This is a genomic window from Sphingobacterium haloxyli (assembly GCF_002980525.1).
Taxonomy (GTDB): Bacteria; Bacteroidota; Bacteroidia; order Sphingobacteriales; family Sphingobacteriaceae; genus Sphingobacterium; species Sphingobacterium haloxyli.
On sequence record NZ_PVBQ01000007.1, the window covers coordinates 101,822 to 127,901 of the forward strand.

The following is a 26,080-nucleotide window of genomic DNA, read 5'->3' on the forward strand; positions in this document are numbered from 1 at the left end:
ACAGGTGGCACGTTGACCTTACGTCCTACTTTGTTGGCGCTTCAAGATGTTAGTAAGCGGATGCTGGCGTACACCATTGCCTGCATGGAAGTTCTAAACGAATCCTCGTCCAGATTAAATTTTGCATTATGCAATCCGTATTGGGGTTCACGTTGCGCATTCCGGATACCCACTAAAAAAAACAAGGATGGAAAACGATGCGAATAATAGGCGAAATCTTCTGCCGCCATCCATATGCCGATATCTTTCACATTTTCTTTGGATAATATTTCTGCCATATAGGTACTTATATCTTGCGACAAGGACGGATCGTTATATAAAAAGGGATAGCCATTTTTTAAGGTTAACTCGACTTCCGCACCAAACGATTGCGGTAGCTCCCGGATTAAATATTCAATTTGCTCAAGCGCCTCTTTCCGCCACTGCTCGTCCATAGTTCGAAAAGTACCTTCCATATATACTTCGTCTGGAATGACATTGACCGCACCATTCCCGATAAAGCGGCCAAATGTAAGAACAGAGGGAATTGCCGGATTTGCACGCCGGCTGATAACGTGTTGCAGAGAGGAAACCAATTGCGCACCAATATACACCGGATCAATAGCACGATGCGGTTCTGCTGCATGTCCGCCCTTGCCTTTGATACGAACATAAAACTCGTCGCTCGATGCCATAAATTTTCCAGGGCAAACCCCCACTTCCCCGACACCAAGCTGAGGACTCACATGTAATCCCAAGACAGCCTTTATGCGGCTTTCATATTCATCAAAGACTCCTGAACGCAATATTTCCTGGGCTCCTCCGGGAATACGCTCTTCTGCGGGCTGGAAAAGCAATAATACCCGGCCTGAAAACGAATGCTCCAGTTCTTGCAACACCGTCGCGACCCCCAATAAGTTACTCGTGTGAAAGTCATGCCCACAGGCATGCATCACGCCGTCGTGATTGGATTTATACGAAATCTCGTTTAGTTCTTGGATGGGTAGGGCGTCAATATCTGCCCGCAAAACGATGACATCATCGGATAGACTTTTTTTTCCCGTTATCCACGCCGCTACACCTGTTTCGGCAACGGGTAAATACGGGATAGATAGTTTATCCAAGACAGTTTTAATGTAAGCAGCTGTTTGATATTCCTGAAACGACAGTTCTGGATGTTGATGCAGCTCCTGTCTTCTAAGCACAGTCTCATTAAAATGTGCCTCAACACGTTCTTTTATGGTATCGATTAAATCCATATAACCTAAAGGTAGCAATAGCAGCGAGGTTCGATCTATAGAAACCCCAGCTCCAGTTTAGCTTCTTCACTCATCATGTCCTTGGTCCAAGGCGGATCGAAGGTAAGCTCTACGAGGGCCTCTTTAATACCCGGAACACCTGCTACTTTTCTTTGTACCTCTTCCATAATATCACCTGCAACAGGACACCCCGGAGCAGTCAATGTCATGACAATCTTTGCTGTGCCATCTTCTTTGGTGATAATCTCGTATACCAGCCCTAAATCAATGATATTTGCAGGCTTGAGTTCGGGATCATATACTGTTTCTAGTTGTTGCCGTATCTCAGTCGCGAGATTTAGCTTGTCCATGATAATAATGTTGCTCATGTTTTTATTGTTTTTTCATAAAGATCTGTCAGTTGGTTCATGACAGCGGTCTTTGTGAAGTTTTCCTTATATAATATATATGCGTTTTTAACAATGTCGTCTTTTTTATCCGAATTTTCAAATTTCTGAATGGCAAATAGTACGCTTTCTGACTGATAGGGGTCAAATAGCCAACCGGTTTTGTCAGGTATGACTGCACTAGGAATGGCCCCCACATTACTTGCTAGAACGGGCGTATGGGTAGCCATTCCTTCCAATATTGTTAAAGGAACAGCTCCCTCGTAACATACCGATGGTACTATAAGTGCTTTACTATTTACTAATAACTGCATCGTTTCCTGTTTGTTTTTCGGTCCTAACAGCGCTATGTTATCGCAAGTTTTGACCATGGTTCGCACCTTGTCTGTAAGAGGGCCTTCGCCAACTATCTTTAGTATCTTATCGCTTCCTTTTAACGATTCAATCAGCGGTATGATTCCTTTTTCCGAAGATAACCTGCCGACAAATAAGTAGTAGTTACCTGTGTGTAGACCATCTATCGAAAGGTCAACAAAATTGGGTTTAACAATAAACTGTTCGGGAGCAAAATTTTTGCCAGCAGAAAGAAAGAGTTGTTTAGCGAAATCCGTAAGCGTTATGAAGCGGTCTACAGATTGCCATGTGCCTAATCTCCAATGTAGAAAATGAGTCAGCACTATCCAAAATGTTTTTACAGGAGAATGGTCCAACACCCCCAATCTTATTCCTTTCCATGGAAAGCTTTTCGAGATGCTATCTACGTATCGCTTACCTTGGAAAAATAGCGTCGCTGATGGGCAGAGCAGTCTAAAGTTGTGCAAGGTTATGACCACCGGAATATCCTGTTTTTTCACAGCTCTAATAACAGCAGGGCCTGCAGCGTAGTATAGGTTATGAATATGGACAATGTCCGGTGCAAACCTCTTGATAAACTTATTAACTTTTCGAGTTGCGTAGATATTACAAGGGTAAGCTAGAAATTGTAGTGCGCCTCGCCAACCTTTTTTGTTGTTAAAGGTTATCGTTTTAACAGTATGCTTTTTTTTTAATTCCTCGACTTCTTGCCGGAACACGGTGTCTTCTCCGCCGGCATGTTGATAGAAATTATGAATAACAAGGATGCGCATATGCCACTGGGTTTCTACAAAGATAGTATTTCCCATTTTATCCTTATCTTCGCGTATCATTTTTTAGCTATGTTCCAAGAGTTAGTACACGCGAAAGCATTTCAGAATTATTTAGAAAAAGCCCATTTCCCGCAGACCCCTCAATATCTGTATGACCCGATTCGTTATATATTATCCTTGTCTGGTAAACGAATACGCCCGCTATTGGTATTAATGGGTGCGGAGCTTTTTGATAAATCCGTTGTAGAACAAGCATTGCCGGCAAGTGCGGCAATTGAATTTTTTCACAATTTCTCTTTAATTCATGACGATATTATGGATGTCGCGCCCTTGCGTCGGGGAAAGCCCACTGTGCATCGAAAGTGGAATGACAATGTAGCGATATTGTCGGGTGATGCGCTGCTTATCAAAGCTTATCAAGAACTAGCGAAATGTCCTGGCGAGAAGATTCCGTCTTTATTGCACCTCTTCAACGTTACTTCGTTGGAAGTATGCGAAGGACAACAGTATGATATGGATTTTGAAGTGCGGACACAAGTAAGCGAAACGGAATATATAGACATGATACGGCTGAAAACTTCGGTATTGCTCGGTTGCGCCCTGCAAATGGGAGCTATTATTGCTGGAGCAGATGAGCGGTCGCAAACTTTGCTTTACGACTTTGGTGTAAATCTGGGAATCGCTTATCAGTTGCAAGACGATATATTAGACGTATATGGAAATCCGAATAGTTTTGGTAAGCAGGTAGGCGGTGATATCCTGTCAAATAAAAAGACGATTCTTTTCGTAAAGCTACAAGAGCTTATTTCTCCGACAGATCGAGAAGAATTGGATTGTTTACTTATGCAGTCTGTTGATGTCGAACCAAAAAAAGTAGAGAAAATGATGGACTTGTATGCTAAATATGATATTCAGACGTTAGCTATATATCAGAAAGAAAAATTCACGACTATTGCTTACGAAAAACTAACGGAAATTCAAGTGGAGGCAGACCAAAAGGAGGCTCTTTTTTCTCTTGCGAATGCACTGATGCATAGAATACAATAGTGTTTTGTTGTTAAAAATTGATAAAACGCTAGTTTTTTGGTAAATTGTCAAAACATCAACATAAACAAAAATAAAAATTGCGCATGACAGATATGGAACCGGTAAAAATAACGATATTCCAAGCATATTTATTTTGGGAAAACGTAGAAAAAAATTTAAATAACCTATCGTTGCGGTTATCCGCATTGAAAGAGAAAACGGATTTAATTCTATTGCCTGAAATGTTTAATACCGGCTTTACGACCAATGTCGAAAAATGTGCAGAAAAGATGGATGGCGCAACAATGCATTGGATGTATGAACACGCCAAAGCTTATAATTGTGTAATTGCAGGAACGCTAATCATTGAAGAAGAAGGGCGCTATTATAACCGATTTATATGGATGTCTTCTGATGGTAGTTTTGTACATTACGACAAGCGTCATCTATTTGGAATGGCGGGAGAAAATGAAGTTTTTACGCCGGGGAATTCCCGTATTGTTTTAAATCTCAAAGGTTGGCGAGTTTGTCCTATGGTGTGTTACGATCTACGGTTCCCTGTTTGGTCTCGGAATTTAAGAAACGCTTATGATTTATTAGTTTACACTGCTTGTTGGCCAGACAAACGTTCCGCACATTGGCGAGCACTCATCCCTGCTCGGGCTATTGAAAATCAAGCGTATGTAATAGGTGTGAACCGTGTAGGATATGATGGTAATGAAATTTATTATTCAGGTGGGTCGATGTGTATTTCGCCAGTAGGTGATGTTGTATATTATAAACCTGAGGATGAAGATTTGTACACATTTACCCTAAATCCTGCTGATTTGGTTAAAGCCCGAGAGCAATTTCCATTTCTAGCGGATGCTGACGATTTTTCAATAAAAAATCATTGATAAGGCCTATTCAATATAGCTGATTGTATAATAGCTTCGCGTAAGTTGAAAGACAGCACCTCGTCTTTTTCCTCTATTTCGGGTACGACTTTTGACGGGATTTTCTTAAGGAGCTTTGCTTCTGCTGACCTTTCTTCCCTTGTCTTTCTGACGACTTCTGGTATATCCAACGAGCGTTCTGTTTTTTTAGCGGGGATTGGAATAGCAGCGGGGTTCGTAGATTCAGTAACCCTACGGTGCATTTTTTGCTCGGCGTCGGATATTACGGGAGGTGTCGGCGGCGGTACCTTCGGCAAACGTCGGCGTGCTTTCTCTTGTTCTTTCTGATATTCAGAATAGATCTTGTAAATCACGGCGCCGATAATCAATAATGCAGGCAGAAAGTTCTCCATAAGGGTAAATCTAGTCAAAATTTAGAAGAAAATGATGAAATATTAAATTTTACTTGCATAGTATTTAGTTTTTTGGTTTGTTTGTATATACAATTATTCTAACCCAATATTATCCGATATGAACGACAATTTTGAAGATACGGACGAATTTTTTTCTTTTTTAACCGGAAAAGCCTACGCAGCACTAGGGAGGCGGCTACAACGAAATCTAAAAGAAGAGGGAATAAAGATTACCTCAGAACAGTGGTCGGTCCTCTATTATTTGTGGATCGAAGAAGGGCGAACCCAACAAGAACTTGCTTGTTTGACTTTTCGTGATAAACCGAGCGTATCTCGTTTAATCAATAATCTAGAAAGGCTTAAGTTGGTAATCCGTGTGACCGACAAAGAGGATAAGCGCACAAATCTCATTTTTTTGACAAAGCAAGGCAGACAAATGAAAGAAGCCTGTTTGCGCCAAGCGAAGCGAACTATCAATCAAGCATTAGAAGGTGTTAGTAGGGAAGATATGATAAAAGCACGTAATACACTAGATGTATTGTACAGCAACTTGTCGTGATTGACCTTCTTGACAATTGATAGGGCGAATCAAGACCTATAACTCCTGCGTTTCAAACGCGCTATGGCTATTAACTAATTTACCGGTATCTCTAAAGTAAATTTCCTGAAAACTCAATGTGGTTACACTGTCGACTTTGCGAAAAAACTTATCCGCTGAAACGTCGTCTAAGGTTTTAAATCCACAGGCTTCCATGATCTCTGCCGTAGCGCGCAGGGTGTTGCGGTGAAACTGTGCCACTCTTATATATTTATCTTCTACGTCCAGTGCTTTATATAAGTGCGGTCGCTGGGTAGCAACGCCAACGGGACATACATCTTCGTTACATTTCAACGCTTGAATGCAACCTAAGGCAAACATCATTCCTCTTGCGCTGTAACAAGCATCTGCACCCAATGCAATTACTTTTAATAAATCGAAACCTGTGACAATTCGGCCGGAAACGATCACTTTTATATGCTTCTTTAAACCGAATTTGATGAGCGTCGTTGTCACAAACGATAGTGCATCGTATAAAGGCATACCTAAATTGTCAGTAAATTCCAAGGGTGCGGCGCCCGTACCCCCTTCTGAACCGTCAATCGCTATAAAGTCAGGAAACAGCTGTGTCGTCAACATAGCATGACAAATATCAACAAACTCTTGTTTATCTCCTACACACAATTTGAAACCTACCGGTTTGTATCCAGATAGCTCGCGTAACCGCTGGATAAAATGTATCATACCCTCAGGGGAATTGAAAGCGCTATGCGCAGGTGGAGACATCACATCGGTTCCAGGGACGACATGACGAATAGCAGCAACTTCGGGGGTGTTTTTAGCTGCCGGCAATATACCTCCATGTCCGGGTTTCGCACCCTGTGATAATTTTAACTCGATCATCTTCACATAGGGGCGTGTCGCCTTTTCCGAGAATAGCTCAGGGTCAAACATTCCCATTTCGTTGCGGCAACCAAAGTATCCTGTACCGATTTGCCAAATCAAATCCGCCCCATTGATATGATAAGGGCTGATACCCCCTTCTCCTGTATTATGGGCGAAATTCTGTAATGCTGCGCCTCTATTGAGTGCCGTGATAGCTGTTTTACTGAGTGCGCCATAACTCATAGCAGAAATGTTAAATACACTAAGACTATACGGTTGTTTGCAAAGATCGTTACCAACGGTCGTTCGAAGGTCGTGATTTTCGATATGACAGGGAAACACGGAATGAGCGACCCATTCGTTTCCTACGGCCTGCGGATCTGACTGCATCCCGAATGCTACAGTTTCTCGTTCATTTTTAGCACGTTGATAAACAATAGAGCGTTGCCTCCGATTAAACGGGCGTCCGTCTGTGTCTGATTCCCAGAAATATTGTCGCATTTCGGGGCGGATACTTTCAAAGAAAAATCTAAAATAGCCTAGAATAGGGTAATTACGTAAAATCGCGTGTTTGCTTTGATAACTATTATAGAAAGCCAACATCATCAGCGGGAACGGGATTATGAGTAACCAGAACCAACGTGGCGTAAAGACGACTCCAAATGAGAGGATGACGATATTGACAACAATTATCGCTAACAGGATTAGTTTTCTAACGGCCATAGTTTTATATAATATATTTTTACGTTGCGTACCACCAATGACAAGCAAACTGCGCGCCATGACTTCATGGTTTGTGCAAAATTAGGAAGTTGTTGGATGAAAGCGAAAAAAGAAGCCGTTTCACAAAAGATTTGTCTGTTTGATAATGTTTGGGCGCTTAATGCTCTTTTCTGGTGATTTCTCCCGTCAGTTCTTGATATATTTTAAGCCAATGAGGGTTTTTCATAAGAAACTGTAAATGCTTTTGAATAGTTTCCGTATCCCCTCGCTTAGCAGGACCCGTCTGTACATCTTCCGGGATTTGCTTTTGTACTTTCTGTGCAGTTTCTAAGATAATAGGTTTTAGCAGGTCAAAGGTTAAATTTTGTTCTTTAAGGATTTCATACGCGATCTGGAAAAGCACATTACTGAAATTATTAGCGAACACCGCGGCTAAGTGTAATGCCAAGCGTTGTTTCGTATCACATAGAAACGGCTTGACGGAAATGGTCTGTATTAACCGCAGGAGGCTGTTTGCAATGTCTCGATCACTACCTTCTATGCCGAAAGGTATGTCGCGTAAGGAAGTGGCAATATCTTTGCGAAGGCTTTGCGCCGGATAGATGACTCCATGCAAAGGAAAACGGGCTAAAATATTAATATCTGTCGCTCCGGAGCAATGCACCACAATCCCGTTAACGGGTTGTGGTAGCTGGTCTGCTACCTGTTGTATGGCCTGGTCGGCGACAGCAATAAAATAAAAATCGGCTCTGTCTGTTATCTCTTCGACTGTATCTACCGCGTCGGCGTTTAAAACCGAGGCCAATACGTGTGCATTGGCCCAATTTCTGCTGTAAACCTGTAAAATTTGATGTCCAAGTGTATGCAGTGCTTTCCCCATATGGGAGGCAATATTCCCGCTACCTAAGATAACAATATTCATTACGCAGGTTTTCGTTTGGCAATTTTTGTATCCCTTAAACGGCGATAGATAGCCATGATAAAACCAATAGTCATAATAATCGTACCAGCCCAAAAGAAATTGATGTAAGGGAACTTAATGGCTTTAAAAACGATCCATTTTTTCTCAGGTAGCGGCTTTTGGTACAGCATGATTTCCAGTTTATCCTCCTTCGGTAAGATGTTAGTGAAACGGAAACGCAGCCCCTGATCGCTAACATCCTTATTGAAATCGTAGCTATGGCCATCCTTAATCAAGAAAATGGGTTCTACGTTATATTCCTTATCATCAGCCGCAACGACTTTAATCTTTAGTCCGACAATAATATCATCTTTCGCTTTAGGAATATTATTTAAGGTAGCGTCCCTATTGATTCCTTCAATGATATAAAATCCATTTCGATAGCGCAGGGTATCACCAATGCTGACCTGGTAAGTTGCGGGTTCATCGTAATCTTCATATCCTGTTTGTTCCTCAGCAGGAATGTTTTCTGCCTGTACTTGCGATTCCGCTGCTGCCGCTGTAATCAGCGTATAAATATCATGTGTAAGATAGTGCCTTGTATCCGGAGTTCCGATTAACCCGCCCATCTCTGGGTTATGTTGTGCAAACGGTCGAAGTACAAAAGATTCCCTTACATTTCCTGTCTCTTCGTCAATGCGCTCATATAATATCTTATAATACACATTCGGTGGAGCGACGCTATCTCCGATATAGGTAATTCTATAGTCGCCCATCTGTTCGGGTTCCCCCTCGGTTAGAAATAAGTTTTCACCAGGATCAGAAAATTTGTCTCCGTCTTGACCGAAATTTTGAACTTGGATATAACGGCTTTCGTTAACGGAAATAACTTCGTTGGTAGCTGCTGCAATAAGGGCTCCCAGAAGTAAAAGCGCAAACCCGATATGTGCAACAGCAGATCCTGCTAGTCGCCATTTACCTTTCAAAGCGTCTCCTAGAACACGCATATTTGCCAACAGGCAGAATACACAAGTTAGGGTCAGCAAGACATACATTACATTCGTGTATGTCTTCGTGAAATAAACGATTATAGCGCTAAGTATAACGGCGAATAGAAAAGATGCTAGGGTGGATATCCAAAATTTTTTGGAGTCTGTTCTTTTGTATTTCAGAAATTGGGTGAAAGCCGTTACAAGCATAATAACCACGGCGAATGCACCTTGCCATTTATTGTAATGCGGAATTGGGTCTACAGGAGGAGCCACCTTCGTTCCAAACAAAGCATTAAATACTGGAATAGATGTAGTTGCTATCATCTGAATACAAGCGACTGTAAGAACCAAACCACCAATAAACATCCAAAATTCACGTGAGTAAACGTCCTCTTCCTGTTTGGAAGATGGCATTTCTTTATTTCTCCACAAGAGCATCACAATCATCAGTATAAAGAAAGTGATATTGAAGATGATGAGTTGCCCCGACATTCCTAAGCTTGTGAACGAGTGGACAGAGGTTTCTCCTAGTATCCCGCTTCTGGTGAGATAAGAAGCGTATATGACAAGCACAAAACTGACCATCGTCAAAAGTGTGGCGGTAAAGAAACCATGACCGGAATTGCGATAGGCGATTATTACATGAACAGCCGCGATAAGTGTAAACCAAGGAATAATTGATACGTTTTCTACCGGATCCCAAGCCCAAAACCCCCCGAAATTCAGTGCTTCATATGCCCAGAAAGATCCCATGATAATCCCTGCTCCCAAAATCATTACCGCAAAAAGCGCCCAGGGTAATCCAGGTTTCATCCATTCCTTGTAACGCTTGAGCCAAAGACCTGCTGCTGCATAGCTAAAAGGAACGATCATGGATGCAAAGCCGAGAAATAGAGTAGGAGGATGGATTACCATCCAATAGTTCTGCAATAAAGGATTTAATCCGCGTCCATCCGTAATCATACTTAAATAGTCAGGCCGGCTAAAAATAGGGCCTTGGATAGCGTCCCGTAATAAAATAAAGGGTGAACTACCGATGCGAGAACCAAATATTTCGACGCCAATCAACATAGAACCTAAAAACACTTGGCAGAGCATAACGAAAGTCATGACCGGTGCTTCCCAGCTCTTAGCATTGAATATAATAACGACGCCTAATACTACTTGCCAAAACATCCAGAGCCAAAAACTTCCTTCCTGTCCTTCCCAAAAAGAAGAAATAATATAATGCGTTGGAAGTGACTTTGACGAATGTGCCCAAACATAATGGTACTCGAAATAATGGTTGTAGATTAGATAGAATAGAATCGTGCCAATCGCCACAACCGATACCAAATTAGTCCAAAACCCAATTCGAGCAAGTGTTTTCCAAGATTTAACCTCCGGCTCCCGTGTTGCGAAGAAATAGCAGATTAGTGAAAAAAGAGCAGCGCCAAAGGATAGAATCACAAAAAGCTGGCCGATTTTTCCCGGTAAAAGATGTTCTCCAACGTAATTAACGTCCATTATTCTAATTAAAGTAAAAATTATTACAGATGTCCCTCTCTCAAATGGAGGGACCTTTTAAAACGGCCTGTTCTACAGCCAAATGGCATTATTTCCCATCCAAAAATGTCGTTGCACGTGCCACGGTTGTTTCGATGACCTCAACCTCATCTTCGTTGTATTTAGACGGGCATTTCATCAATATTTTACTTGCATGAAATATATCACCTTGCATTCTACCGGTCAGTACGATCTGCTCAGACCGTTCGATATCTTGAGGCTTAGATCCTCTGAATACAACCTCGCATTCTGTACTATCGTTATCGTACATGTAGAAGGAAAAGTGGTTGGCGTCCTTGACAGGATCGTAATATAAATCTTTTTCTTTATTCAGCACGCCAACAACGTAAAGTTCCGTGTTTTTCTCCTTCGCTTCGCTAAAAGTGGCATACGTACTCGAATCCGTATAAATAACAACAATCATCGCAATCGCTATAGCGATGATAACAATTAAGATAATTGAGCTTTTTTTCATCTAATTATTTCTTTAAATGGCTGATGAGAGTTCGATGTAAATAGCCATTGTCTTATTTTTGTATTTACATCGTAGTTTCATATCGCACTATCTCTAAATAAAATACAAAATTACGAAATGCTTTTGCAAGATAGGAATTTGCCAAACTTTGTAAGTTATTTAGAATTAATCTACACAACATATGCGTAACGATGTCGCTTTTTATAATAAATTTGCAAAAATATGTCATTATGCAGTTTGTAACAACAGCTGACGGGTCGTCTACACTATATCATCCCGAGGTCGGAGAACATTATCATTCCAAACATGGTGCATTGCAAGAAAGTCAGCATGTTTTCCTACGTTCAGGGCTTGAGTTTTTCCTACATAAGAGTAAGACCTCCCATGCAGCGGTATTGGAAGTTGGTTTTGGTACGGGACTGAATTTTTTATTGACAGCAGATTACGCGGATATTCACAAAGTTAGTTTGGAATACGTTGGTATTGAGGCATATCCTCTTAGCGAAGAGATTATGTTTAAAATGGGATATCAGCGCTTTGTCCAGCAGAAAATCTGGTCGAATTTTCAGCACAACTATCAAAAGGCGCAAACACAGGAAGTTCCTGTTACGGATTCCGTTAGCTTGTTTATTGCGCACGAAAAAGCGTTAAATTTCCAAGTCGGGGACACACGAAAATTTGACGTTATCTATTTCGATGCTTTTGCGGCTGTGCATCAGCCTGAAATGTGGACAGCGGAGACATTGGCGCATGTATGTTCTTTTTTGCGGCCGGGAGGAGTATTTGTGACTTATGCTATTACCGGAAATTTAAAACGCACGATGAAAGCATTAGGTTTTGCTATTGAGAAAGTGCCGGGCGCTCCCGGTAAACGGGAGATGTTGCGGGCTGTTAAAACATCATGATTAATTGATGATGATTAAAAGATAGCTATCTGTCTGCCTAATGAAAAAGGGTTGAAATACATCAACCCTCTACTTATAACTTGGATATTCAGAATATCCTTATCCTGAATTTTAATGACCCGACTCGCCGTCAATGCCATGTGCGTGCCCATGTGCCAATTCCTCTTCAGTAGCGGGACGTACGGCTAATATTTCTACGTCAAAGTTTAACGTTTTGCCGGCCATAGGGTGGTTCAAGTCGGCTACTACAGCTTCTGGCGTAACCTCAACGACCACAGCACGGAACTGATTGCCTTCGTTATCTTGTAAAGGTAATACCTCACCCACTGGAGGTAGCCCCGTTTCCTTAAACATATCAGCCGGTAATTGTGCAACAGCGCGGTCATCTTTTTCACCGTAGGCGTCGTTTGGTTCTAACGTAAATGAAGTCTTATCGCCGATATTCAGTTCTGCGATGTTTTCTTCAAATTTCGGCAACATCATGCCCACTCCATATAAAAAAGTCAAGGGGTTTTCAGTTGTGGTCTCTTCTACAAATGCTCTCTCTCCATCTGCTTCTAACGTGTGAAGCTTGTAATTCAATGCAACGACATTGTTGTTTTCTATTGCCATCTTTGTTAATTTTTTGGGGACGAATCCCTGTTACTATTTATTAATGCCAGTAATTCTGCCACGGAATTTTGTGGTAAACTACATGCTTTATTCTTACAAAGGTAGGATTTTGATTCCATACCCGCTTTATCTTTTAACAACGGTAGTTTACTTTTTGTTCCCCCTAAGGTGATTTTATTCGGAATATAGTGCCTATCCAGCTGTTTTCGCCAAGCAAGGGCCTCTGTACCTGTAAACGCAATTTCGTTGTTTCCATATACGTGCTCCAATAGTTGGATAGCCCAGTTGGAATAGGCCGATCCATACTGTTTGATATGCGGAAAAACGTTAGCAAATACTTGGTCAGCGATAGCCGTATAGCTTTCTTTGTCCAATAGCTCGCCTAACCGATAGAGCGCACGTACAATCGCAGATGAAGATGCAGGGATGACATTATCCATAATTTCGCTCTTTCGAGCTATCAATTGTTCTGCATCGTGTGCGGTATAAAAGAATGTCTTATTTTCTTCGTGATAAAATAGATTGATAGCGTTTTCAACCAAACCGCGGGCTTCATCCAGCCAGCTTTCTTCAAATGTAGCCTCGTATAACGCTATAAAACTATCAATGGTAAAGGCATAATCATCCAAAAAGCCGTATATCTGCCGGTTGTCGTCCGCCGGTTGATGGAGTAAGCGATCCTTATCAGAAAAACAATATTTTTTGATGAAACTTGCAGTTTGAAGGGCGAGATCAAGATACGTTTGTTTATCAAATACACGGTATGCGTCAACGAGTCCCTTCAAAAAAAGCGCATTCCACGACGTGAGCTGTTTATGATCTAAGCCTGGTCTTATTCGCTTTTCGCGATAGCTGAGAAGCTTCTTTTTTACTTCACGTAGATACTTCTCCCAATTATCTTCGGAAAATCCACTTTCAAAAGCCATTTTATCTGCCTCGATGTCACAATATAATACGTTGGTGCCCTCTTCATCCCAATTTCCGGATTTTGTAACATGAAAATAATCGATCAGGAGAGGGGCATCCTCATCAAAAAGGTTTTCAAGTTCTTCCTGATGAAAAGTATAGAATTTTCCTTCTACCCCCTCGCTGTCCGCATCTAATGCCGCATAGAAACCACCATTTTCGGCGAGCATTTCCCGGGTTGCCCAAGCGACGGTTTCCTCGACAATCCTTTTGTATAGCAGGACAGGATTTTGTTGATAAGCTTCGCTGTATAAAGAAATTAGTTGCGCATTGTCGTATAGCATTTTCTCAAAATGGGGGATATGCCATCGACCATCTACCGCATAACGAGCAAAGCCTCCGCCTACCTGGTCGTAGATACCGCCACTTGCTATTTTGTGTAAAGTGAAGTGCACGTGTTCCAATATAGGCTGGTCATCCGCAAGTACTGCATAGCGGAGAAAAAATAACCAATTATTCGGTAAAGGAAATTTCGGTTCCCTGCTATACCCTCCATTTTTCGCATCAAATTGTGCTTTCCAAGGGTTCACAATATGGTCCAAATCGGTATCGGTATACTTTTCGGGGATAGGAGCAATAGGAAGTCGTTCTGCTTGATGGATACCTTTCGACAAGCGTTCAGCGTAATCGAAAGCTACTTGAGGTGTGTCTTCCCACATTTGGGCAATCTGTAATAATACCTGTTGCCAATCATGCGGTCTAAAATAGGTGCCTCCATATATGGGACGACCATCGGGCAAGCAGATGCAGTTCAGCGGCCATCCACCCGAATTGCTCATCAATTGCACGGCAATCATATAGACTTGATCAATATCGGGCCGCTCCTCGCGATCGATTTTGATAGGTACATACAGGGTGTTCATCGTTTGCGCAATGGATTCGTTTTCAAAGCTTTCGCGCTCCATGACGTGACACCAATGGCAGGCAGAGTAACCTATGCTTACGATAATCAGTTTGTTTTCGTCTTTAGCTTTCTGTAAAGCTTCGTCGCCCCATGGCATCCAATTAACTGGATTATGTGCATGTTGTTTTAGATAAGGAGAGTGCTCGTATTGAAGTTTGTTAGCCATATCGCGTGATTTGTTATGAGGAATGTGTAGCAGGTAGCCCGTAATTCATTGTGATAAACTTTTACCACTACGAATTTTCTGTAATTATTTTTTTTAACGACGCTGTATTTGCTGATAATAACGAATAATCTATTTCTTCTTCCAGTTCCAAACACGCTACGTGAGACGTTTTAAGGTTAACGAAATGATCGGTGGCATAGCTAACAAGGTCAGAAATACCTGGATTATGACCGAATAACAACACACGACCGTAGGAGGCCGGTATGTCGTTAAGGCGTTTCATTAGAAAAAGATGGTGTGCTTCATAGATCTTCGGTTCCCATACAATGCGTTCCTCAGGATATCCTAAAATGTCGCCGAAGATTTTTGCCGTCTGCATCGCTCGATTAGCGGTAGAGGAGATGATCAGTGTTTTTTTGTCTATAGCCGGTAGGTGCACTTTTAACTTTTTGGCAATATCTTCGGCACGACTGATTCCTCTGGCTATTAAGTCTCTCTGGAAGTCGTCTTTGCTGAAGGTAGGTAATTCAGCTTTTGCGTGTCGAACGATATAAAGCGACTTTCTTTCCATATTTGATCCTCCTTATTTCACTAGACGCTTTGTTACGTAGTCGTAGCTTTTCTTTATGCTTTCAAATTTATTTCGGAGATAGATGTCATCTTGTTCCACAAATGCATATTTTAACCCTGATTTGTCGGCATAATCCGCAATTCTGATGAAATCTATCGCTCCCGCTCCTACTTCCGTATACCTGACTTCTTTCATGATATCCAAAAAATCAGCATCATCGTATTCTTCTCCTACAACGGGCTTGGTGTACTGTCTGTCCATGTCCTTTATATGCCACATCGGAAACCGACCTGGATATTTTTCGAAATAAGATTGCGGACTAAGACCTGCCTTTTCTATCCAAAAAAGATCTAATTCGAAATCGACAAGTTCTGGTTCGGTAAAAGCAATAAGGATATCCAACCCCTTTGTCCCATTCGCAAAATGCCTAAATTCCCAGAAGTGATTGTGGTAACCGACTTTAATACCTGCTTTTTTAGCCATCTCACCGAATCTGTTGAGCTGTTCTGCTGCATATTGGTAATCTTCGGGTTTCAGGTTATTTAAGTCATCCATTGGCGTTACCGGGGCCACAATATAGGATTGCCCTAATTGGTGGGCGGTTTCAATATATTTTTCAATATTCTCATATTCCGTTAACTTTCGGTTGAGGTATTTGGACATATCATAGTGCCCGCAATGTGTCTTCAGATTGTTGTCGTCCAATACTTTTTTCAATTCCGGAACAGGAAGCTTCCAATAAGTACCGTCAGCGGAGTCAAAACCAAATGTTTCCACGTGCTTATACCCGATTTTCGAGACTGTACTAAGCGTGCTTATGGGATCTTCATTGATTAAATCACGGATGGAGTATAATTGTATACCTACGTTACTAAAAGGGTCGTCCGTTAAAGCGGACCCTTTACAGGAAGATAAATAAGGACTAAGAAAAGCTGCGGATAATCCTAAACCAGCTTGCTTAAGAAATGTTCTTCTACTGTTGTACATACCTTGTATTAAGAATGGTAATCTGCAAGGAAAGTTAACAAAAAATAAATAAAAAAAGGATTCTGTTTACTAGAATCCTTTTTATCAATTATACTGAAGTGCTTATACAGTCATAATGTCTTTTTCTTTTACCTCAGCAAGTTGGTCAACTTTAACGATAAAAGAATCCGTTAACTTCTGTACTTCGCCTTCTCCTATTTTAATTTCGTCTTCGGATATGCCTTCTCCTTTTAGTTTCTTAATAGATTCATTGGCATCCTTGCGAATATTCCGTATTGCTACACGACCCTTTTCAGCTTCTTCCTTTACTTTTTTTACCAGATCGCGACGACGTTCTTCTGTCAATGGGGGTACGGCCAAGCGAATAATAGAACCGTCGTTCTGTGGGTTTAATCCGATATTCGAATCAACAATCGCTTTTTCGATGGTACTAATTAAATTCTTTTCCCAAGGCTGGATAACAATGGTTCTAGCATCGGTAGTATTGACATTACTAACTTGAGAAAGGGGAGTCATGCTGCCGTAATAATCGATGGAAATTCCATCTAACATCGCCGGAGAGGCTTTCCCAGCTCTAATTTTAGTCAGTTCAGACTCCGTGTGAGCAACGGCCTTGCTCATGTTCTCTTTACAGTCGTCTAATTCTAAGGATATCAGTTCATTCATATCTTTTGTATTTCTTTTGCATTAGATTAACTAACCACCGTGCCGATATGGTCACCATTGGCTAACTTCTTCAGATTTCCCTGTTTATTCATATCGAAAACGATGATAGGGAGGTTATTTTCTTGACACAACGTAAAGGCGGTCATATCCATCACATTTAGACCTTTCTCGTAAACCTCATGGAAAGAAATCTTATCATAGCGTTGTGCAGAAGGATCTTTTTCTGGATCGGCTGTGTATATACCATCAACACGTGTACCTTTGAGTACAGCATCGGCGTTGATTTCGATCGCACGTAGCGATGCTGCCGTATCAGTCGTGAAATAAGGGTTTCCTGTACCTGCACCAAAGATAACGATTCTACCTTTTTCCAAGTGCCGTACCGCACGTCTACGAATAAAAGGTTCACAAATCTGCTCCATTTTAATCGCCGTCAATAAACGGGTTTTTAAACCAACTTTTTCCAGCGCATCCTGCAAAGCCATACTGTTAATAACAGTTGCTAACATACCCATATAATCAGCCTGTACGCGATCCATACCTGCTTTTTCAGCACTTAGTCCCCGGTGAATGTTGCCGCCACCGATAACGATGGCGATTTCTAAACCTTGGCTATGAATTTCTTTAATATCGTTCGCATATTGCATCACTCGATTGATGTCGATGCCGTAACTTAATTCGCCCATTAGGGCTTCTCCGCTGAGTTTGAGTAGGATACGTTTATATTTCATGATCGTTTTTTGGAATATTTCCAAAAGCCAAAGATAAAACTTTTTTTCTTGCCTCCTACGTTTTATATCACCCTTTTTTCACGTTCATAATTTGTCCTTCGCCGCTTTCACCACCTCTTCATAATAGGATTCATAAAGGGGGAGAATTCTGCTTAAATCAAATTCTTTCGCTCGAGCAAAGGCCGCGTCCTTAAAAACTTGTAGGCGGTCACAATCTTCTAAGATGTGGATTGCATGCTTTGCCATACCATCGATATCACCAATATCGCTTAAGAACCCACTCACGCCATTAATATTTAGCTCGGGTAGTCCTCCGGTGTTAGAAGAAACAACCGGAACATGACAGGCCATGGCTTCCAAAGCTGCAAGGCCAAAACTTTCCGAGGAAGAAGGCATTAAGAATAAATCCGAAACGGATAATATTTCCTCAATAGCATCTTGTTTTCCCAAGAAACGTACGTTTTGGCTTACATCTAGTTGACGCGCAAGTTCTTCTGTGTTTCGTCGCTCAGGCCCATCACCAACCATCAGAAGCTTACTTGGAATAACCTCATTGATTTTATGGAAGATGCGAATAACGTCTTGGGTATTTTTAACCTTCCGGAAATTGGAGGTGTGGATAATGATTCGCTCATCTTCAGGAGCGATGGCACGTTTGAAATGTTCTCTTTTCTTATTATGAAAACGAGAAAAATCTATAAAGTTGGGAATCACGCGCACATCTCGGGTAATTTCAAAGGATTCTAATGTCTGCTCACGTAAATTCTCGGAAACGGTTGTCACCCCATCAGAATGGTTTATCGAAAATGTGACTACCGGATTGAAGCTTTTATCTTTTCCTACTAAGGTGATATCTGTTCCATGTAGGGTCGTCACTACAGGAACGTGAATACCATATGAAGCTAATATCTGTTTTGCTAAATAGGCGACTGACGCATGTGGAATCGCATAATGAACATGCAATAAATCCAGTTTTTCGAATCGGACAACGTCTACCAGTTTACTTGCCAAAGCAGATTCATAGGGAGAAAAGTCAAATAGGGGATACTGGGCTACAGCAACTTCGTGATAGTAAAGGTTTTCTGAAAAGAAATCCAACCGAGCGGGTTGAGAGTAGGTGATGAAGTGGATTTCGTGTCCGTTGGAAGCAAGTGCTTTGCCAAGTTCTGTTGCGACTACGCCGCTTCCGCCAAAAGTAGGATAACATACAATACCTATTTTCATCTGTATAAATTTGTTTTTTAACGGTATGTAAACATACAGCGCAAAGATAACGATGCTTTTATAATTGCTTTGCAATAATTGGGGAAAATGCTTAAATTTAAAATTATGAACAATGAATTGTTACAAAAAGAACTTACATACAGGACCTCCCGTTCCGGAGGTGCAGGAGGACAGCATGTAAACAAGGTGGAGTCAAAAGTAACACTTATCTGGAATGTCAATGAATCAGAAATCTTAACGGAAGACGAAAAGACACGTGTTCGTCAAAAATTAGCTAATCGATTGAATAAAGATGGCTTGTTGCAAATGGAGGCATCAACTGAAAGAAGCCAAACGAAGAATAAGGAAATTGCCACCGCCCGTTTCTTTGATCTCCTGCGTCACGCCTTAAAAAGAGAAAAGAAACGGGTAGCAACGAAAATTCCTAAATCACAAATTTTGGATCGATTAGATCGAAAGAAAAAGCAATCTCAAAAGAAACAGAATCGCAGAAAGAAATTCAACTTTGATTAACAACAGTATATCGCCTATTCGCGAAAATGGCTTACCGTCAAAGGGCGTCCATGTTCATCTTTTTCAAAGGCGGCCAAAAACGCCACTTTATGTCCTTCCAAATGCAGGAATCTAGAAATAAAATCCTCATTACGCTGGGTTGATTCTATGCGTAATATAAAATCTTCGTCGTCCAAATCCACTGTCGCAAATTTGATGTCCTTTGACACTTGATAGAGTTTTGCAATTAAGTGAGAACGCTCTAAAATTGTTCGAATTGAGGTTTTGAAAATCAATACATACTTGTTCATCAGTAGACTATTTTTGTTTTGAATATTAATACCACCGCATTAACCTACCCAACAACCAAAACAAATATGCGTGAAACGTAGTGAAATTTTTAAGGAAATTCGGTCGAAGCGGACAAAATATCGGCTGAACCGTCCGTTTCTCCGGCGAACCAACTCATTGTAGCCTGAATCTCAAATTATCCCTCCAGCCATTGGATAAAGGCATGGTACTTTTCCTTACTTACCGAAATCTTGATGGAATGGTTAACACGCAAACTGATGACAAGTTTACGGGAGAGCCCTAGGTTCGCAAAAGCAATTGCAACACGATTTAGAATATGTTGCCGGTTTACTCGGAAGAAATCGTCGCCAAGTAAATGTTCCATTTCTTCTAGTGACTTATTGATGAGGTATTCCTTGCCGCTGTGTGTTTTGACGAAAACATTGTCGAACTCGATGTAACAAAGGGCGATATCAGCGATTTGAATGGGAATGATCTTGTCTCCGTGTATGACAACCAAAGACTTTTTGGTTCTTTCGGTTATTTTATGCTTGCCCACCGAATGGACCAGATCAAGCGTTGTTTTATTAAACGTCTGCCGTAAAAGGCGGTACTTTTCTAATGTCTTATGGATGCTTTCGTCAGAAAATGGTTTTAAAATGTAATCTAGTCCAAAATGTTGGAAAGCCTCCATCATATATTGGTTATAAGCCGTGCAAAACACAATGGGTGCAGTAGGAGGGACTGTTTTAAAAATATCGAAAGATTCGCCATCCCCGAGTTGAATATCGCTAAAGATAAGATCGACAGGTTGCGCTGTTTTAAAATACGTTATCGCCTCCCGTACGCTTGTCAAGCGGGCGGAGAGTTGCATACTCGGTTCTAGACGTTTCAATGTCGAGCATAAATCTTCAGCTGTCAGATCTTCGTCTTCAATGATGATGGTTCTCATGTTGGATAAGTTTAAGCCGTACCTCAAAAGTAGTTGGGTTTTCGTGGATAATTACACTATCCTGGAGATAATAGCTAAAGCGCTCTTTAAGGTTGTTCAGTCCATAATTATTATTGTCTTCCATGGATGGTTTGCGTAAACAGGTGTTGTTGCTTACCACGACCCAGCCTGCTTGCTCACGAATGGTGATGAATAGCGGGCGATCAATTGTATAGAAGTTATGCTTCAGTGCGTTATCAACCAATGGTTGCAAGGAAAAAATCGGAAGCAGGTCATCGTAAACATGCTCTGAAACTTGAATATCAAACTGTATCGCTTCGTTAAACCGAAGTTTCTGCATGGACATATAATCTTCGCAGAGTTTGAGTTCTTGTTTGACAGTTGCTAGCCCGTCCTCGGAGGTCATGAAACTTCCCCGTAAATAATCTGATAATTGCAACAAATAAGATTCCGCTTTAACGCTGTCCTTTTTGATAAGCGATTTTAAACTCGAAAGGGCGTTGAACAAAAAATGAGGTTGTACCTGTTGACGTAACATCTGATTGACCGCCCGTTCTTTTAGTTTATCCAATTTCGACCGTTCTAGCTCGAGTTGGTTTTTAAAATAATCAGTCATTAAAAAGTACAACCAAAGCAATACGATAAAATTCAAGATAACAGCCCTAAAACCTGCAAGAAGCAAGAGGTTAAAGACAGAACCCGTGATAATTTTGCGCTCCTGGGGTGTCAGCATGTCCAGGTGAAGGAAAAACACCACTAATATTAAAGATATAATAAAGGTGAGAATAAAACTTAGGATCTTCACCTTACAAGGCGACTTAATGGGGTCCTTGACGTCGAAATGCACATGAAGTGCGAGATTACTCACAATAATTCCAAAAAATGCGGCAAATCCCGCACACGTATTGAGCCAAAAATGAGCTTGATCCTGATATAGCAGCGCATCGATAATCGATATTGATACGATACAAAGTGAAAACACCACGCTACGCTGGATCCAACACTTTAGTGGATAGCGGTGCCGGTTACGTATAAAACCCATTTATAATAATTTTTATAGATGACAAAGATAATGGAAAATTTTTATTGCAGCCGGTGTCTCAACTAGATTGATTGACTGAATACTGACGATGTACGCAACTTTTTTTACAAAAACTAAGAAATTAGTTGTGTAACTAAAAAATTAGTTATAAGTTTGTTCTTACAATCGATTGCAGGCAATATTGTCTTTTTAATAAATAGAGTTATGGACGAAATAAAAGAACTTACAAAGGCGGAGGAACAGATCATGCAGGAACTATGGAACATGGGGGGAGGGTTCGTGAAAGAAATCATAGCCCAATTGCCAAATCCTAAGCCAGCTTATAATACAGTATCTACCATTATTCGTATTCTAGAAACCAAGGGCTTCGTAGAACATGAATCTTTTGGCAAAAGCCATCGCTATTTGCCTAAGATTAGTAAAGAAGAATATAAAAAATTAATTACCGGAAAACTTTTGCAGAATTACTTCGATAATTCCACAACGAGTATGCTATCTTTTTTCTTAGAAGAAAGGAAAATGGATGTCGAGGAATTGGATGAGATCATGCAAATCATCCACCGGAATAAAAAATAAAAATGTAAGTTATGACTTATCTGATCTTAGCGAACTTATCGTTGATATTGTTCTTTGTAATATACAGACTGGTGCTGAAACGTCTTACCTTTTTTCAGTGGAACAGGATCTATCTACTGAGTGCAATAGCTGTTTCATTCGCGATACCGCTGTTACAATTTGTAGATTTGAGCCATCACAGGGAAGTATATCGACCATTGGTGATAATCGATTTTGCAGAAATGCAGACCGTGAGCCTAGCGGATGTGGCGGAACGTAACCATTCTTGGTCCCCTATGGATTGGGTTCGATTGATTTATATCGCAGGTGCAGGATTGATGTTACTTTGGTTAGCTATCCGGTTGTATCGCGTGTTGAGCGCATTTGGAGATAACACTACAGAACAACGGAGTTATTCTTTTTTCAACCGGGTGTTTATTGCCGAGGATATGCAGCGTCACGACGTAATCGCTTCGCATGAACATATCCATATCAAGCAGGGTCACAGTTATGACATTCTGTTTCTCGAAGCCGTGCGTGCGTTCAATTGGTTCAACCCAATTTTTTATTTCTACTTGAAAGAACTTAAGTTTCAACATGAGTGTATAGCCGATGAGGCTTGCGCCAAAGACAAGGTAACTTATGCTGAACTCTTGGTCTCGAATGCAATGCGTGTTTCTCGTAGTGTATTGATGCACGAGTTTTCCAATGAATCATTTTTAAAACAACGTATTATGATGCTATTCAAAAATAAATCGAAGAAAGTAAACCGAATTAGTTACATGATGATCCTGCCTGCCTTGCTATTGATATCTGGAATGGCAGTAGCATTCAACGTCTCTATCAGAGACGCAATGGTGGCTAAGATAGAACATTTGGAACAGTTGGAGGATATATCATCTAATGAACCACTAACCTCTTTGAATGAGGGGGGGGATGATATTACCCAGCAGCGGGGTACAACGAAACGTAAAGTAGTGAGTCGCTCAGGGGAAATAATACCCAAAGGAAGCTTCAGTCAAGCGGAACACCAGCGAACCGTTGCAGAAGTTACTATAGTTCCGCAGCAGAAGGAAGATACGGCTCGGGTATTTACGGCCGTCGAAGTTAATCCAGAACCAAAGGGAGGTCTAAAAGCCTTTCGTGAATGGGTAGGCGAAAATTATCATTATCCTCAAGTCGCAATAGATGCAGGTGTAAAAGGGCGGGTTGTCATTTCTTTTATTGTGGAAGCCGATGGCCAGCTAAGTGATTTTAAAATTGTAGAGGATCTTGGTTATGGGACGGGCGAGGAGGCAATCAAGATTCTTAAGAAAGCCGAGGCTTGGCGGCCAGGAATACAAAATGGTCGAAAAGTGCGTGTCGCTTATACTTTACCTATAAACATGAATCTTCAGAAATAGTATATTCCAACTTATATCATCGAGAGATATGAAGTAAGGAAATCGAGGATAAATACATAATCAAGGTGGGGTATTGCACCTTGATTATCAACTTTACTCTCGTATCTGCATGCGTAATAACCTGATTTCTTCTTGCAGTTGTTCTATTCTATGTAAAAGATGCTGTGTAACCTCTATACCCTGTAAGTTGATTTCCAGATCATAATGCCAAGTAGCAAATTGCTCCAATGCTTTCAGTTCTTCTTCTTTAACGAATTCCTCCTCGTCTTGTACCACTACTTCAATCAAACCAGTTCGAGACAGATTTTGAATGAACTGTCGCTCTATTTTGTGGGATTGGCAAACATCTATTATCCTTATTAACGTCCTTTCCATAGCTTATTTTTTTAGATTGGCCAATTGTTGAAACAGTTCTTTTTCTTTATCGCTGAGATTAGTCGGGAGTTTCACATGCAACGTTACATACAAATCCCCAAACTGTTCGTCTTTTTTGTATACAGGAAAACCTTTCCCTTTTAGACGAATTTTAGTCTCATTTTGCGTTTCCGGCTTAATCTTAACTTTGATTTTTCCTGCAAATGTTTCCACTATGGTTTCTCCGCCTAAAAGTGCTGTATATAAATCGATATCTTGTGTGGTGTAAAGGTCATTCCCTTTGCGCTGAAAACGAGGGTCTGGTAAAATATTAAATTCGATATAAAGGTCGCCACTCGGGCCACCGTTAACCCCTTCGCTACCTTGCCCGGCGAGTTTGATTTTTTGTCCGTTTTCTACGCCAGCAGGAATCGTAATCCGAATATTTTTACCGTTTACGGTAAAAATTTGTTGATGCGTAGTATAGGCTTGCTGTAGAGTTAGTTCCAGTATCGAATGATAGTCGTTTCCTCTAAACTTGGTTTGTCTGCCACCGCCCCGACGGCTCCCGAACATTTGCTCGAAAAAATCTGAAAACTCCCCTGTATCGTAATTTCCCGAATAGTCAAAATCGAAACCTTCAAATGGGTTTCCTGTCCTCCCTCCGTCGGCGTCATGATTACGCTGTTGCTGTTGGGCTTGTTCATAAGCTTCTCCATGCTTCCAGTGCTCACCATACTGGTCATATTTTTTCCGTTTTTCCGGATCAGTTAAGACCTCGTTTGCCTCGTTGATTTCTTGAAATCTTTTTTTAGCATCCTCATCATTTGGGTTCAGATCCGGATGATATTTTCGGGCGAGTTTTCTATACGCTTTCTTAATATCATCTTGGGAGGCATTTTTCTTGAGCCCCAACACCTTATAATAGTCTACAAAAGCCATATACTTATTATGTTGTAATTAACATAACAAGAGGAAGAAGTTTTTTGTTTTTATTGCTATGGCAGGATTACAACATCTACATTTTTTCCCGCAAATTCTTTTGCAAAGTACTGTTTGTCACCGGAAACGATAAGATTGTTTACCTGATTGATAACACCTTGGTTTTTAGAGGAAACTGTACTTCTTTCTTTTAAGGATACCATCAAGGAGTCTGCTTCTACAGATGCATCATAATTTAATACGGCATTTTCCAACTTTACCGTAGCCTTCTTTATTTCTAACTTACTCAGTCTAACATTAGAGCGATCCGCTGCAAGCAGATTAAGATGAGAAATACTATCCAATTTTTCACGGTTATACCAGTTATCACCTAAGTTTAGGCTGCTACTTTCTTGCACATCAATAGAAAGTCTATCTTGATTTATGCCCATGATAAAAGCATTTTCTTGACGTAGAATTATCTGTTCAATTGGAGTTTGTTGTCTTATATTTATCGTATTATAATTATTTGTTGTATAGATAAATAGCGTATCGTTTTTGATTTCATGCGTAAAATTTTGTGGAGTCATACTAAAAAGACTGGGGTGCTCAGTCTTTTGAATATGTATATAAGTACGGGATGCCGTGCCGTTACCGATCACTTTTAAGTATCTAGCAGGCTGGGAAAGTTCGTGTGTTACTTTCAAGTCGTACTGTTTCATCCATAATTTCGATAAGGTATTAATGGGCTGGTTCTCATGTGTCATTTTCACGTTGCCCATCGATCCGAAAAAGACAGCACTAAGTGTAGCTAGCAATACAGTTAATGCAAATAGTGTATGTGATGTTTTCATGTTATTTCTGTTTTTGATAGTACGAATTGATTTCTTCGATCGATATGCCTAATAACTCGATAGTATTAAAGAATTGTGGTAAATCGACATCGATGAATTGCTTTTTCTTTACGGAAGTGATAGATTTTTTTGCATCTTTTGACACGAAAAAGCCGAGCCCCCGCTTGTTATAAATAATATCCTGTTGCTGCAGTATATCATATGCGCGCATCGCGGTATTGGGGTTTACTTCTAACTCACCTCCCAAATCACGTACAGAGGGGATTTTTTGGTCGGCGGACCATTCCCCTTTTAAAATTTTTTCCATTACAAACTCTGTGATTTGTATATATATCGCTTTTTCGCTTTTGAATTGCATGG

Annotated in this window: 29 protein-coding genes; 7 read left to right on the top strand and 22 right to left on the bottom strand. The window is 40.8% G+C overall.

What is annotated here, in order from left to right; genetic code table 11:
- Nucleotides 1–41: 41 nt before the first annotated feature.
- Genes C5745_RS10745 through C5745_RS10755 form a run of 3 tightly spaced genes read right to left on the bottom strand, consistent with a single transcriptional unit; the run spans nt 42 to nt 2,811 of the window.
- Complete coding sequence (locus C5745_RS10745) at nt 42–1,238, bottom strand: M20 metallopeptidase family protein (protein WP_105717010.1); 1,197 nt, start codon at nt 1,236–1,238, stop codon at nt 42–44.
- 35 nt (nt 1,239–1,273) lie between these two features.
- Nucleotides 1,274–1,606, bottom strand: coding sequence for a metal-sulfur cluster assembly factor (locus tag C5745_RS10750; RefSeq protein WP_243403314.1), 333 nt, complete (start codon nt 1,604–1,606; stop codon nt 1,274–1,276).
- On the bottom strand, nt 1,603–2,811 hold the full coding sequence (locus tag C5745_RS10755) for a glycosyltransferase family 4 protein (protein ID WP_105717011.1): 1,209 nt from the start codon (nt 2,809–2,811) through the stop codon (nt 1,603–1,605). Before C5745_RS10755 ends, C5745_RS10750 begins: the two co-directional genes overlap by 4 nt.
- 9 nt (nt 2,812–2,820) lie before the next feature.
- On the opposite strand from C5745_RS10755, the gene C5745_RS10760 reads away from it, so the two are divergent.
- The gene (locus C5745_RS10760) at nt 2,821–3,798 is read left to right on the top strand and encodes a polyprenyl synthetase family protein (RefSeq protein WP_105717012.1); all 978 of its coding nucleotides are present in this window, start codon (nt 2,821–2,823) and stop codon (nt 3,796–3,798) included.
- 92 nt (nt 3,799–3,890) lie between these two features.
- Nucleotides 3,891–4,673 (top strand): amidohydrolase, encoded by a 783-nt coding sequence (locus tag C5745_RS10765; protein ID WP_105717124.1) that lies wholly within the window; start codon nt 3,891–3,893, stop codon nt 4,671–4,673.
- Here the strand turns inward: C5745_RS10765 and C5745_RS10770 are convergent.
- Nucleotides 4,667–5,065, bottom strand: a complete 399-nt coding sequence (locus C5745_RS10770) for a hypothetical protein (RefSeq protein ID WP_105717013.1) — start codon at nt 5,063–5,065, stop codon at nt 4,667–4,669. The two genes, C5745_RS10765 and C5745_RS10770, sit on opposite strands and share 7 nt — an antisense overlap.
- 118 nt (nt 5,066–5,183) lie before the next feature.
- Between C5745_RS10770 and C5745_RS10775 the strand changes: the two genes are divergently transcribed.
- Nucleotides 5,184–5,624: a MarR family winged helix-turn-helix transcriptional regulator gene (locus C5745_RS10775; RefSeq protein WP_105717014.1), complete on the top strand. Its 441-nt coding sequence runs from the start codon at nt 5,184–5,186 to the stop codon at nt 5,622–5,624.
- Nucleotides 5,625–5,660: 36 nt separating this feature from the next.
- Here C5745_RS10775 and C5745_RS10780 read toward each other — a convergent pair whose 3' ends face one another.
- The 4 genes from C5745_RS10780 to C5745_RS10795 form a co-directional block, all read right to left on the bottom strand.
- Nucleotides 5,661–7,271, bottom strand: coding sequence for an FMN-binding glutamate synthase family protein (locus tag C5745_RS10780; RefSeq protein ID WP_243403315.1), 1,611 nt, complete (start codon nt 7,269–7,271; stop codon nt 5,661–5,663).
- Between the two features lie 97 nt (nt 7,272–7,368).
- Complete coding sequence (locus C5745_RS10785) at nt 7,369–8,133, bottom strand: Rossmann-like and DUF2520 domain-containing protein (RefSeq protein WP_105717015.1); 765 nt, start codon at nt 8,131–8,133, stop codon at nt 7,369–7,371.
- Nucleotides 8,133–10,610: a cytochrome c biogenesis protein CcsA gene (ccsA, locus tag C5745_RS10790; RefSeq protein WP_105717016.1), complete on the bottom strand. Its 2,478-nt coding sequence runs from the start codon at nt 10,608–10,610 to the stop codon at nt 8,133–8,135. Before ccsA ends, C5745_RS10785 begins: the two co-directional genes overlap by 1 nt.
- Nucleotides 10,611–10,698: 88 nt before the next feature.
- Nucleotides 10,699–11,124 carry a cytochrome c maturation protein CcmE domain-containing protein gene (locus C5745_RS10795; RefSeq protein ID WP_105717017.1) on the bottom strand — a complete coding sequence of 142 codons (426 nt, stop codon included), beginning with the start codon at nt 11,122–11,124 and terminating at the stop codon, nt 10,699–10,701.
- Nucleotides 11,125–11,354: 230 nt separating this feature from the next.
- On the opposite strand from C5745_RS10795, the gene mnmD reads away from it, so the two are divergent.
- Nucleotides 11,355–12,029: a tRNA (5-methylaminomethyl-2-thiouridine)(34)-methyltransferase MnmD gene (gene mnmD, locus C5745_RS10800; protein ID WP_105717126.1), complete on the top strand. Its 675-nt coding sequence runs from the start codon at nt 11,355–11,357 to the stop codon at nt 12,027–12,029.
- Nucleotides 12,030–12,140: 111 nt separating this feature from the next.
- Here mnmD and C5745_RS10805 read toward each other — a convergent pair whose 3' ends face one another.
- The 7 genes from C5745_RS10805 to bshA all read right to left on the bottom strand — a co-directional run bounded on the left by C5745_RS10805 (nt 12,141) and on the right by bshA (nt 18,856).
- Nucleotides 12,141–12,641: an FKBP-type peptidyl-prolyl cis-trans isomerase gene (locus C5745_RS10805; RefSeq protein ID WP_105717018.1), complete on the bottom strand. Its 501-nt coding sequence runs from the start codon at nt 12,639–12,641 to the stop codon at nt 12,141–12,143.
- A 5-nt stretch (nt 12,642–12,646) separates the two neighbouring features.
- Nucleotides 12,647–14,677: a thioredoxin domain-containing protein gene (locus C5745_RS10810; protein WP_105717019.1), complete on the bottom strand. Its 2,031-nt coding sequence runs from the start codon at nt 14,675–14,677 to the stop codon at nt 12,647–12,649.
- A 67-nt stretch (nt 14,678–14,744) separates the two neighbouring features.
- A complete protein-coding gene (locus tag C5745_RS10815) occupies nt 14,745–15,248 on the bottom strand; it encodes a SixA phosphatase family protein (protein WP_105717020.1) in 504 nt (167 codons plus the stop codon).
- Nucleotides 15,249–15,260: 12 nt separating this feature from the next.
- Nucleotides 15,261–16,235 carry a sugar phosphate isomerase/epimerase family protein gene (locus tag C5745_RS10820; protein ID WP_105717021.1) on the bottom strand — a complete coding sequence of 325 codons (975 nt, stop codon included), beginning with the start codon at nt 16,233–16,235 and terminating at the stop codon, nt 15,261–15,263.
- A 102-nt stretch (nt 16,236–16,337) separates the two neighbouring features.
- Nucleotides 16,338–16,901 carry a ribosome recycling factor gene (frr, locus tag C5745_RS10825; protein WP_105717022.1) on the bottom strand — a complete coding sequence of 188 codons (564 nt, stop codon included), beginning with the start codon at nt 16,899–16,901 and terminating at the stop codon, nt 16,338–16,340.
- 26 nt (nt 16,902–16,927) lie between these two features.
- A complete protein-coding gene (pyrH, locus tag C5745_RS10830; protein WP_105717023.1) occupies nt 16,928–17,632 on the bottom strand; it encodes a UMP kinase in 705 nt (234 codons plus the stop codon).
- Between the two features lie 84 nt (nt 17,633–17,716).
- Nucleotides 17,717–18,856: an N-acetyl-alpha-D-glucosaminyl L-malate synthase BshA gene (gene bshA, locus C5745_RS10835; RefSeq protein ID WP_105717127.1), complete on the bottom strand. Its 1,140-nt coding sequence runs from the start codon at nt 18,854–18,856 to the stop codon at nt 17,717–17,719.
- Nucleotides 18,857–18,961: 105 nt separating this feature from the next.
- On the opposite strand from bshA, the gene arfB reads away from it, so the two are divergent.
- Nucleotides 18,962–19,369 carry an alternative ribosome rescue aminoacyl-tRNA hydrolase ArfB gene (arfB, locus tag C5745_RS10840; RefSeq protein WP_243403316.1) on the top strand — a complete coding sequence of 136 codons (408 nt, stop codon included), beginning with the start codon at nt 18,962–18,964 and terminating at the stop codon, nt 19,367–19,369.
- 14 nt (nt 19,370–19,383) lie between these two features.
- On the opposite strand, the gene C5745_RS10845 is transcribed toward arfB, so the two are convergent.
- From C5745_RS10845 to C5745_RS10855, 3 genes are all read right to left on the bottom strand, one after another.
- Nucleotides 19,384–19,659 carry a hypothetical protein gene (locus C5745_RS10845; RefSeq protein ID WP_105717025.1) on the bottom strand — a complete coding sequence of 92 codons (276 nt, stop codon included), beginning with the start codon at nt 19,657–19,659 and terminating at the stop codon, nt 19,384–19,386.
- A 176-nt stretch (nt 19,660–19,835) separates the two neighbouring features.
- Nucleotides 19,836–20,591, bottom strand: coding sequence for a LytR/AlgR family response regulator transcription factor (locus tag C5745_RS10850; protein WP_105717026.1), 756 nt, complete (start codon nt 20,589–20,591; stop codon nt 19,836–19,838).
- Nucleotides 20,572–21,633 (bottom strand): sensor histidine kinase, encoded by a 1,062-nt coding sequence (locus C5745_RS10855; RefSeq protein ID WP_105717027.1) that lies wholly within the window; start codon nt 21,631–21,633, stop codon nt 20,572–20,574. Before C5745_RS10855 ends, C5745_RS10850 begins: the two co-directional genes overlap by 20 nt.
- Before the next feature lie 204 nt (nt 21,634–21,837).
- Between C5745_RS10855 and C5745_RS10860 the strand changes: the two genes are divergently transcribed.
- Nucleotides 21,838–22,209, top strand: a complete 372-nt coding sequence (locus C5745_RS10860; protein WP_105717028.1) for a BlaI/MecI/CopY family transcriptional regulator — start codon at nt 21,838–21,840, stop codon at nt 22,207–22,209.
- An 11-nt stretch (nt 22,210–22,220) separates the two neighbouring features.
- Nucleotides 22,221–23,591 carry a TonB family protein gene (locus C5745_RS20635; protein WP_105717029.1) on the top strand — a complete coding sequence of 457 codons (1,371 nt, stop codon included), beginning with the start codon at nt 22,221–22,223 and terminating at the stop codon, nt 23,589–23,591.
- Nucleotides 23,592–23,684: 93 nt separating this feature from the next.
- Here C5745_RS20635 and C5745_RS10870 read toward each other — a convergent pair whose 3' ends face one another.
- The 4 genes from C5745_RS10870 to C5745_RS10885 are packed head-to-tail and all read right to left on the bottom strand — an operon-like array spanning nt 23,685 to nt 26,078.
- The gene (locus C5745_RS10870; RefSeq protein WP_105717030.1) at nt 23,685–23,966 is read right to left on the bottom strand and encodes a chaperone modulator CbpM; all 282 of its coding nucleotides are present in this window, start codon (nt 23,964–23,966) and stop codon (nt 23,685–23,687) included.
- A 3-nt stretch (nt 23,967–23,969) separates the two neighbouring features.
- Nucleotides 23,970–24,887 carry a DnaJ C-terminal domain-containing protein gene (locus C5745_RS10875; protein ID WP_105717031.1) on the bottom strand — a complete coding sequence of 306 codons (918 nt, stop codon included), beginning with the start codon at nt 24,885–24,887 and terminating at the stop codon, nt 23,970–23,972.
- 56 nt (nt 24,888–24,943) lie between these two features.
- Nucleotides 24,944–25,720 carry a hypothetical protein gene (locus C5745_RS10880; protein ID WP_105717032.1) on the bottom strand — a complete coding sequence of 259 codons (777 nt, stop codon included), beginning with the start codon at nt 25,718–25,720 and terminating at the stop codon, nt 24,944–24,946.
- Between the two features lies 1 nt (nt 25,721).
- The gene (locus tag C5745_RS10885) at nt 25,722–26,078 is read right to left on the bottom strand and encodes a GntR family transcriptional regulator (protein WP_105717033.1); all 357 of its coding nucleotides are present in this window, start codon (nt 26,076–26,078) and stop codon (nt 25,722–25,724) included.
- Between the last annotated feature and the right edge of the window lie 2 nt (nt 26,079–26,080).

Coding starts and splice junctions, on each gene's coding strand:
- C5745_RS10860 (WP_105717028.1), top strand. CDS start 21,838: ATGGACGAAATAAAAGAACTTACAAAGGCGGAGGAACAGATCATGCAG.
- C5745_RS10885 (WP_105717033.1), bottom strand. CDS start 26,078: ATGCAATTCAAAAGCGAAAAAGCGATATATATACAAATCACAGAGTTT.
- C5745_RS10810 (WP_105717019.1), bottom strand. CDS start 14,677: ATGGCTAACAAACTTCAATACGAGCACTCTCCTTATCTAAAACAACAT.
- C5745_RS10820 (WP_105717021.1), bottom strand. CDS start 16,235: ATGTACAACAGTAGAAGAACATTTCTTAAGCAAGCTGGTTTAGGATTA.
- C5745_RS10750 (WP_243403314.1), bottom strand. CDS start 1,606: ATGAGCAACATTATTATCATGGACAAGCTAAATCTCGCGACTGAGATA.
- C5745_RS10850 (WP_105717026.1), bottom strand. CDS start 20,591: ATGAGAACCATCATCATTGAAGACGAAGATCTGACAGCTGAAGATTTA.
- ccsA (WP_105717016.1), bottom strand. CDS start 10,610: ATGGACGTTAATTACGTTGGAGAACATCTTTTACCGGGAAAAATCGGC.
- arfB (WP_243403316.1), top strand. CDS start 18,962: ATGAACAATGAATTGTTACAAAAAGAACTTACATACAGGACCTCCCGT.
- pyrH (WP_105717023.1), bottom strand. CDS start 17,632: ATGAAATATAAACGTATCCTACTCAAACTCAGCGGAGAAGCCCTAATG.
- C5745_RS10845 (WP_105717025.1), bottom strand. CDS start 19,659: ATGAACAAGTATGTATTGATTTTCAAAACCTCAATTCGAACAATTTTA.
- C5745_RS20635 (WP_105717029.1), top strand. CDS start 22,221: ATGACTTATCTGATCTTAGCGAACTTATCGTTGATATTGTTCTTTGTA.
- C5745_RS10780 (WP_243403315.1), bottom strand. CDS start 7,271: ATGGCGCGCAGTTTGCTTGTCATTGGTGGTACGCAACGTAAAAATATA.
- mnmD (WP_105717126.1), top strand. CDS start 11,355: ATGCAGTTTGTAACAACAGCTGACGGGTCGTCTACACTATATCATCCC.
- C5745_RS10855 (WP_105717027.1), bottom strand. CDS start 21,633: ATGGGTTTTATACGTAACCGGCACCGCTATCCACTAAAGTGTTGGATC.
- C5745_RS10770 (WP_105717013.1), bottom strand. CDS start 5,065: ATGGAGAACTTTCTGCCTGCATTATTGATTATCGGCGCCGTGATTTAC.
- C5745_RS10815 (WP_105717020.1), bottom strand. CDS start 15,248: ATGGAAAGAAAGTCGCTTTATATCGTTCGACACGCAAAAGCTGAATTA.
- C5745_RS10775 (WP_105717014.1), top strand. CDS start 5,184: ATGAACGACAATTTTGAAGATACGGACGAATTTTTTTCTTTTTTAACC.
- C5745_RS10755 (WP_105717011.1), bottom strand. CDS start 2,811: ATGATACGCGAAGATAAGGATAAAATGGGAAATACTATCTTTGTAGAA.
- C5745_RS10805 (WP_105717018.1), bottom strand. CDS start 12,641: ATGGCAATAGAAAACAACAATGTCGTTGCATTGAATTACAAGCTTCAC.
- bshA (WP_105717127.1), bottom strand. CDS start 18,856: ATGAAAATAGGTATTGTATGTTATCCTACTTTTGGCGGAAGCGGCGTA.
- C5745_RS10795 (WP_105717017.1), bottom strand. CDS start 11,124: ATGAAAAAAAGCTCAATTATCTTAATTGTTATCATCGCTATAGCGATT.
- C5745_RS10875 (WP_105717031.1), bottom strand. CDS start 24,887: ATGGCTTTTGTAGACTATTATAAGGTGTTGGGGCTCAAGAAAAATGCC.
- frr (WP_105717022.1), bottom strand. CDS start 16,901: ATGAATGAACTGATATCCTTAGAATTAGACGACTGTAAAGAGAACATG.
- C5745_RS10870 (WP_105717030.1), bottom strand. CDS start 23,966: ATGGAAAGGACGTTAATAAGGATAATAGATGTTTGCCAATCCCACAAA.
- C5745_RS10765 (WP_105717124.1), top strand. CDS start 3,891: ATGGAACCGGTAAAAATAACGATATTCCAAGCATATTTATTTTGGGAA.
- C5745_RS10745 (WP_105717010.1), bottom strand. CDS start 1,238: ATGGATTTAATCGATACCATAAAAGAACGTGTTGAGGCACATTTTAAT.
- C5745_RS10760 (WP_105717012.1), top strand. CDS start 2,821: ATGTTCCAAGAGTTAGTACACGCGAAAGCATTTCAGAATTATTTAGAA.
- C5745_RS10880 (WP_105717032.1), bottom strand. CDS start 25,720: ATGAAAACATCACATACACTATTTGCATTAACTGTATTGCTAGCTACA.
- C5745_RS10785 (WP_105717015.1), bottom strand. CDS start 8,133: ATGAATATTGTTATCTTAGGTAGCGGGAATATTGCCTCCCATATGGGG.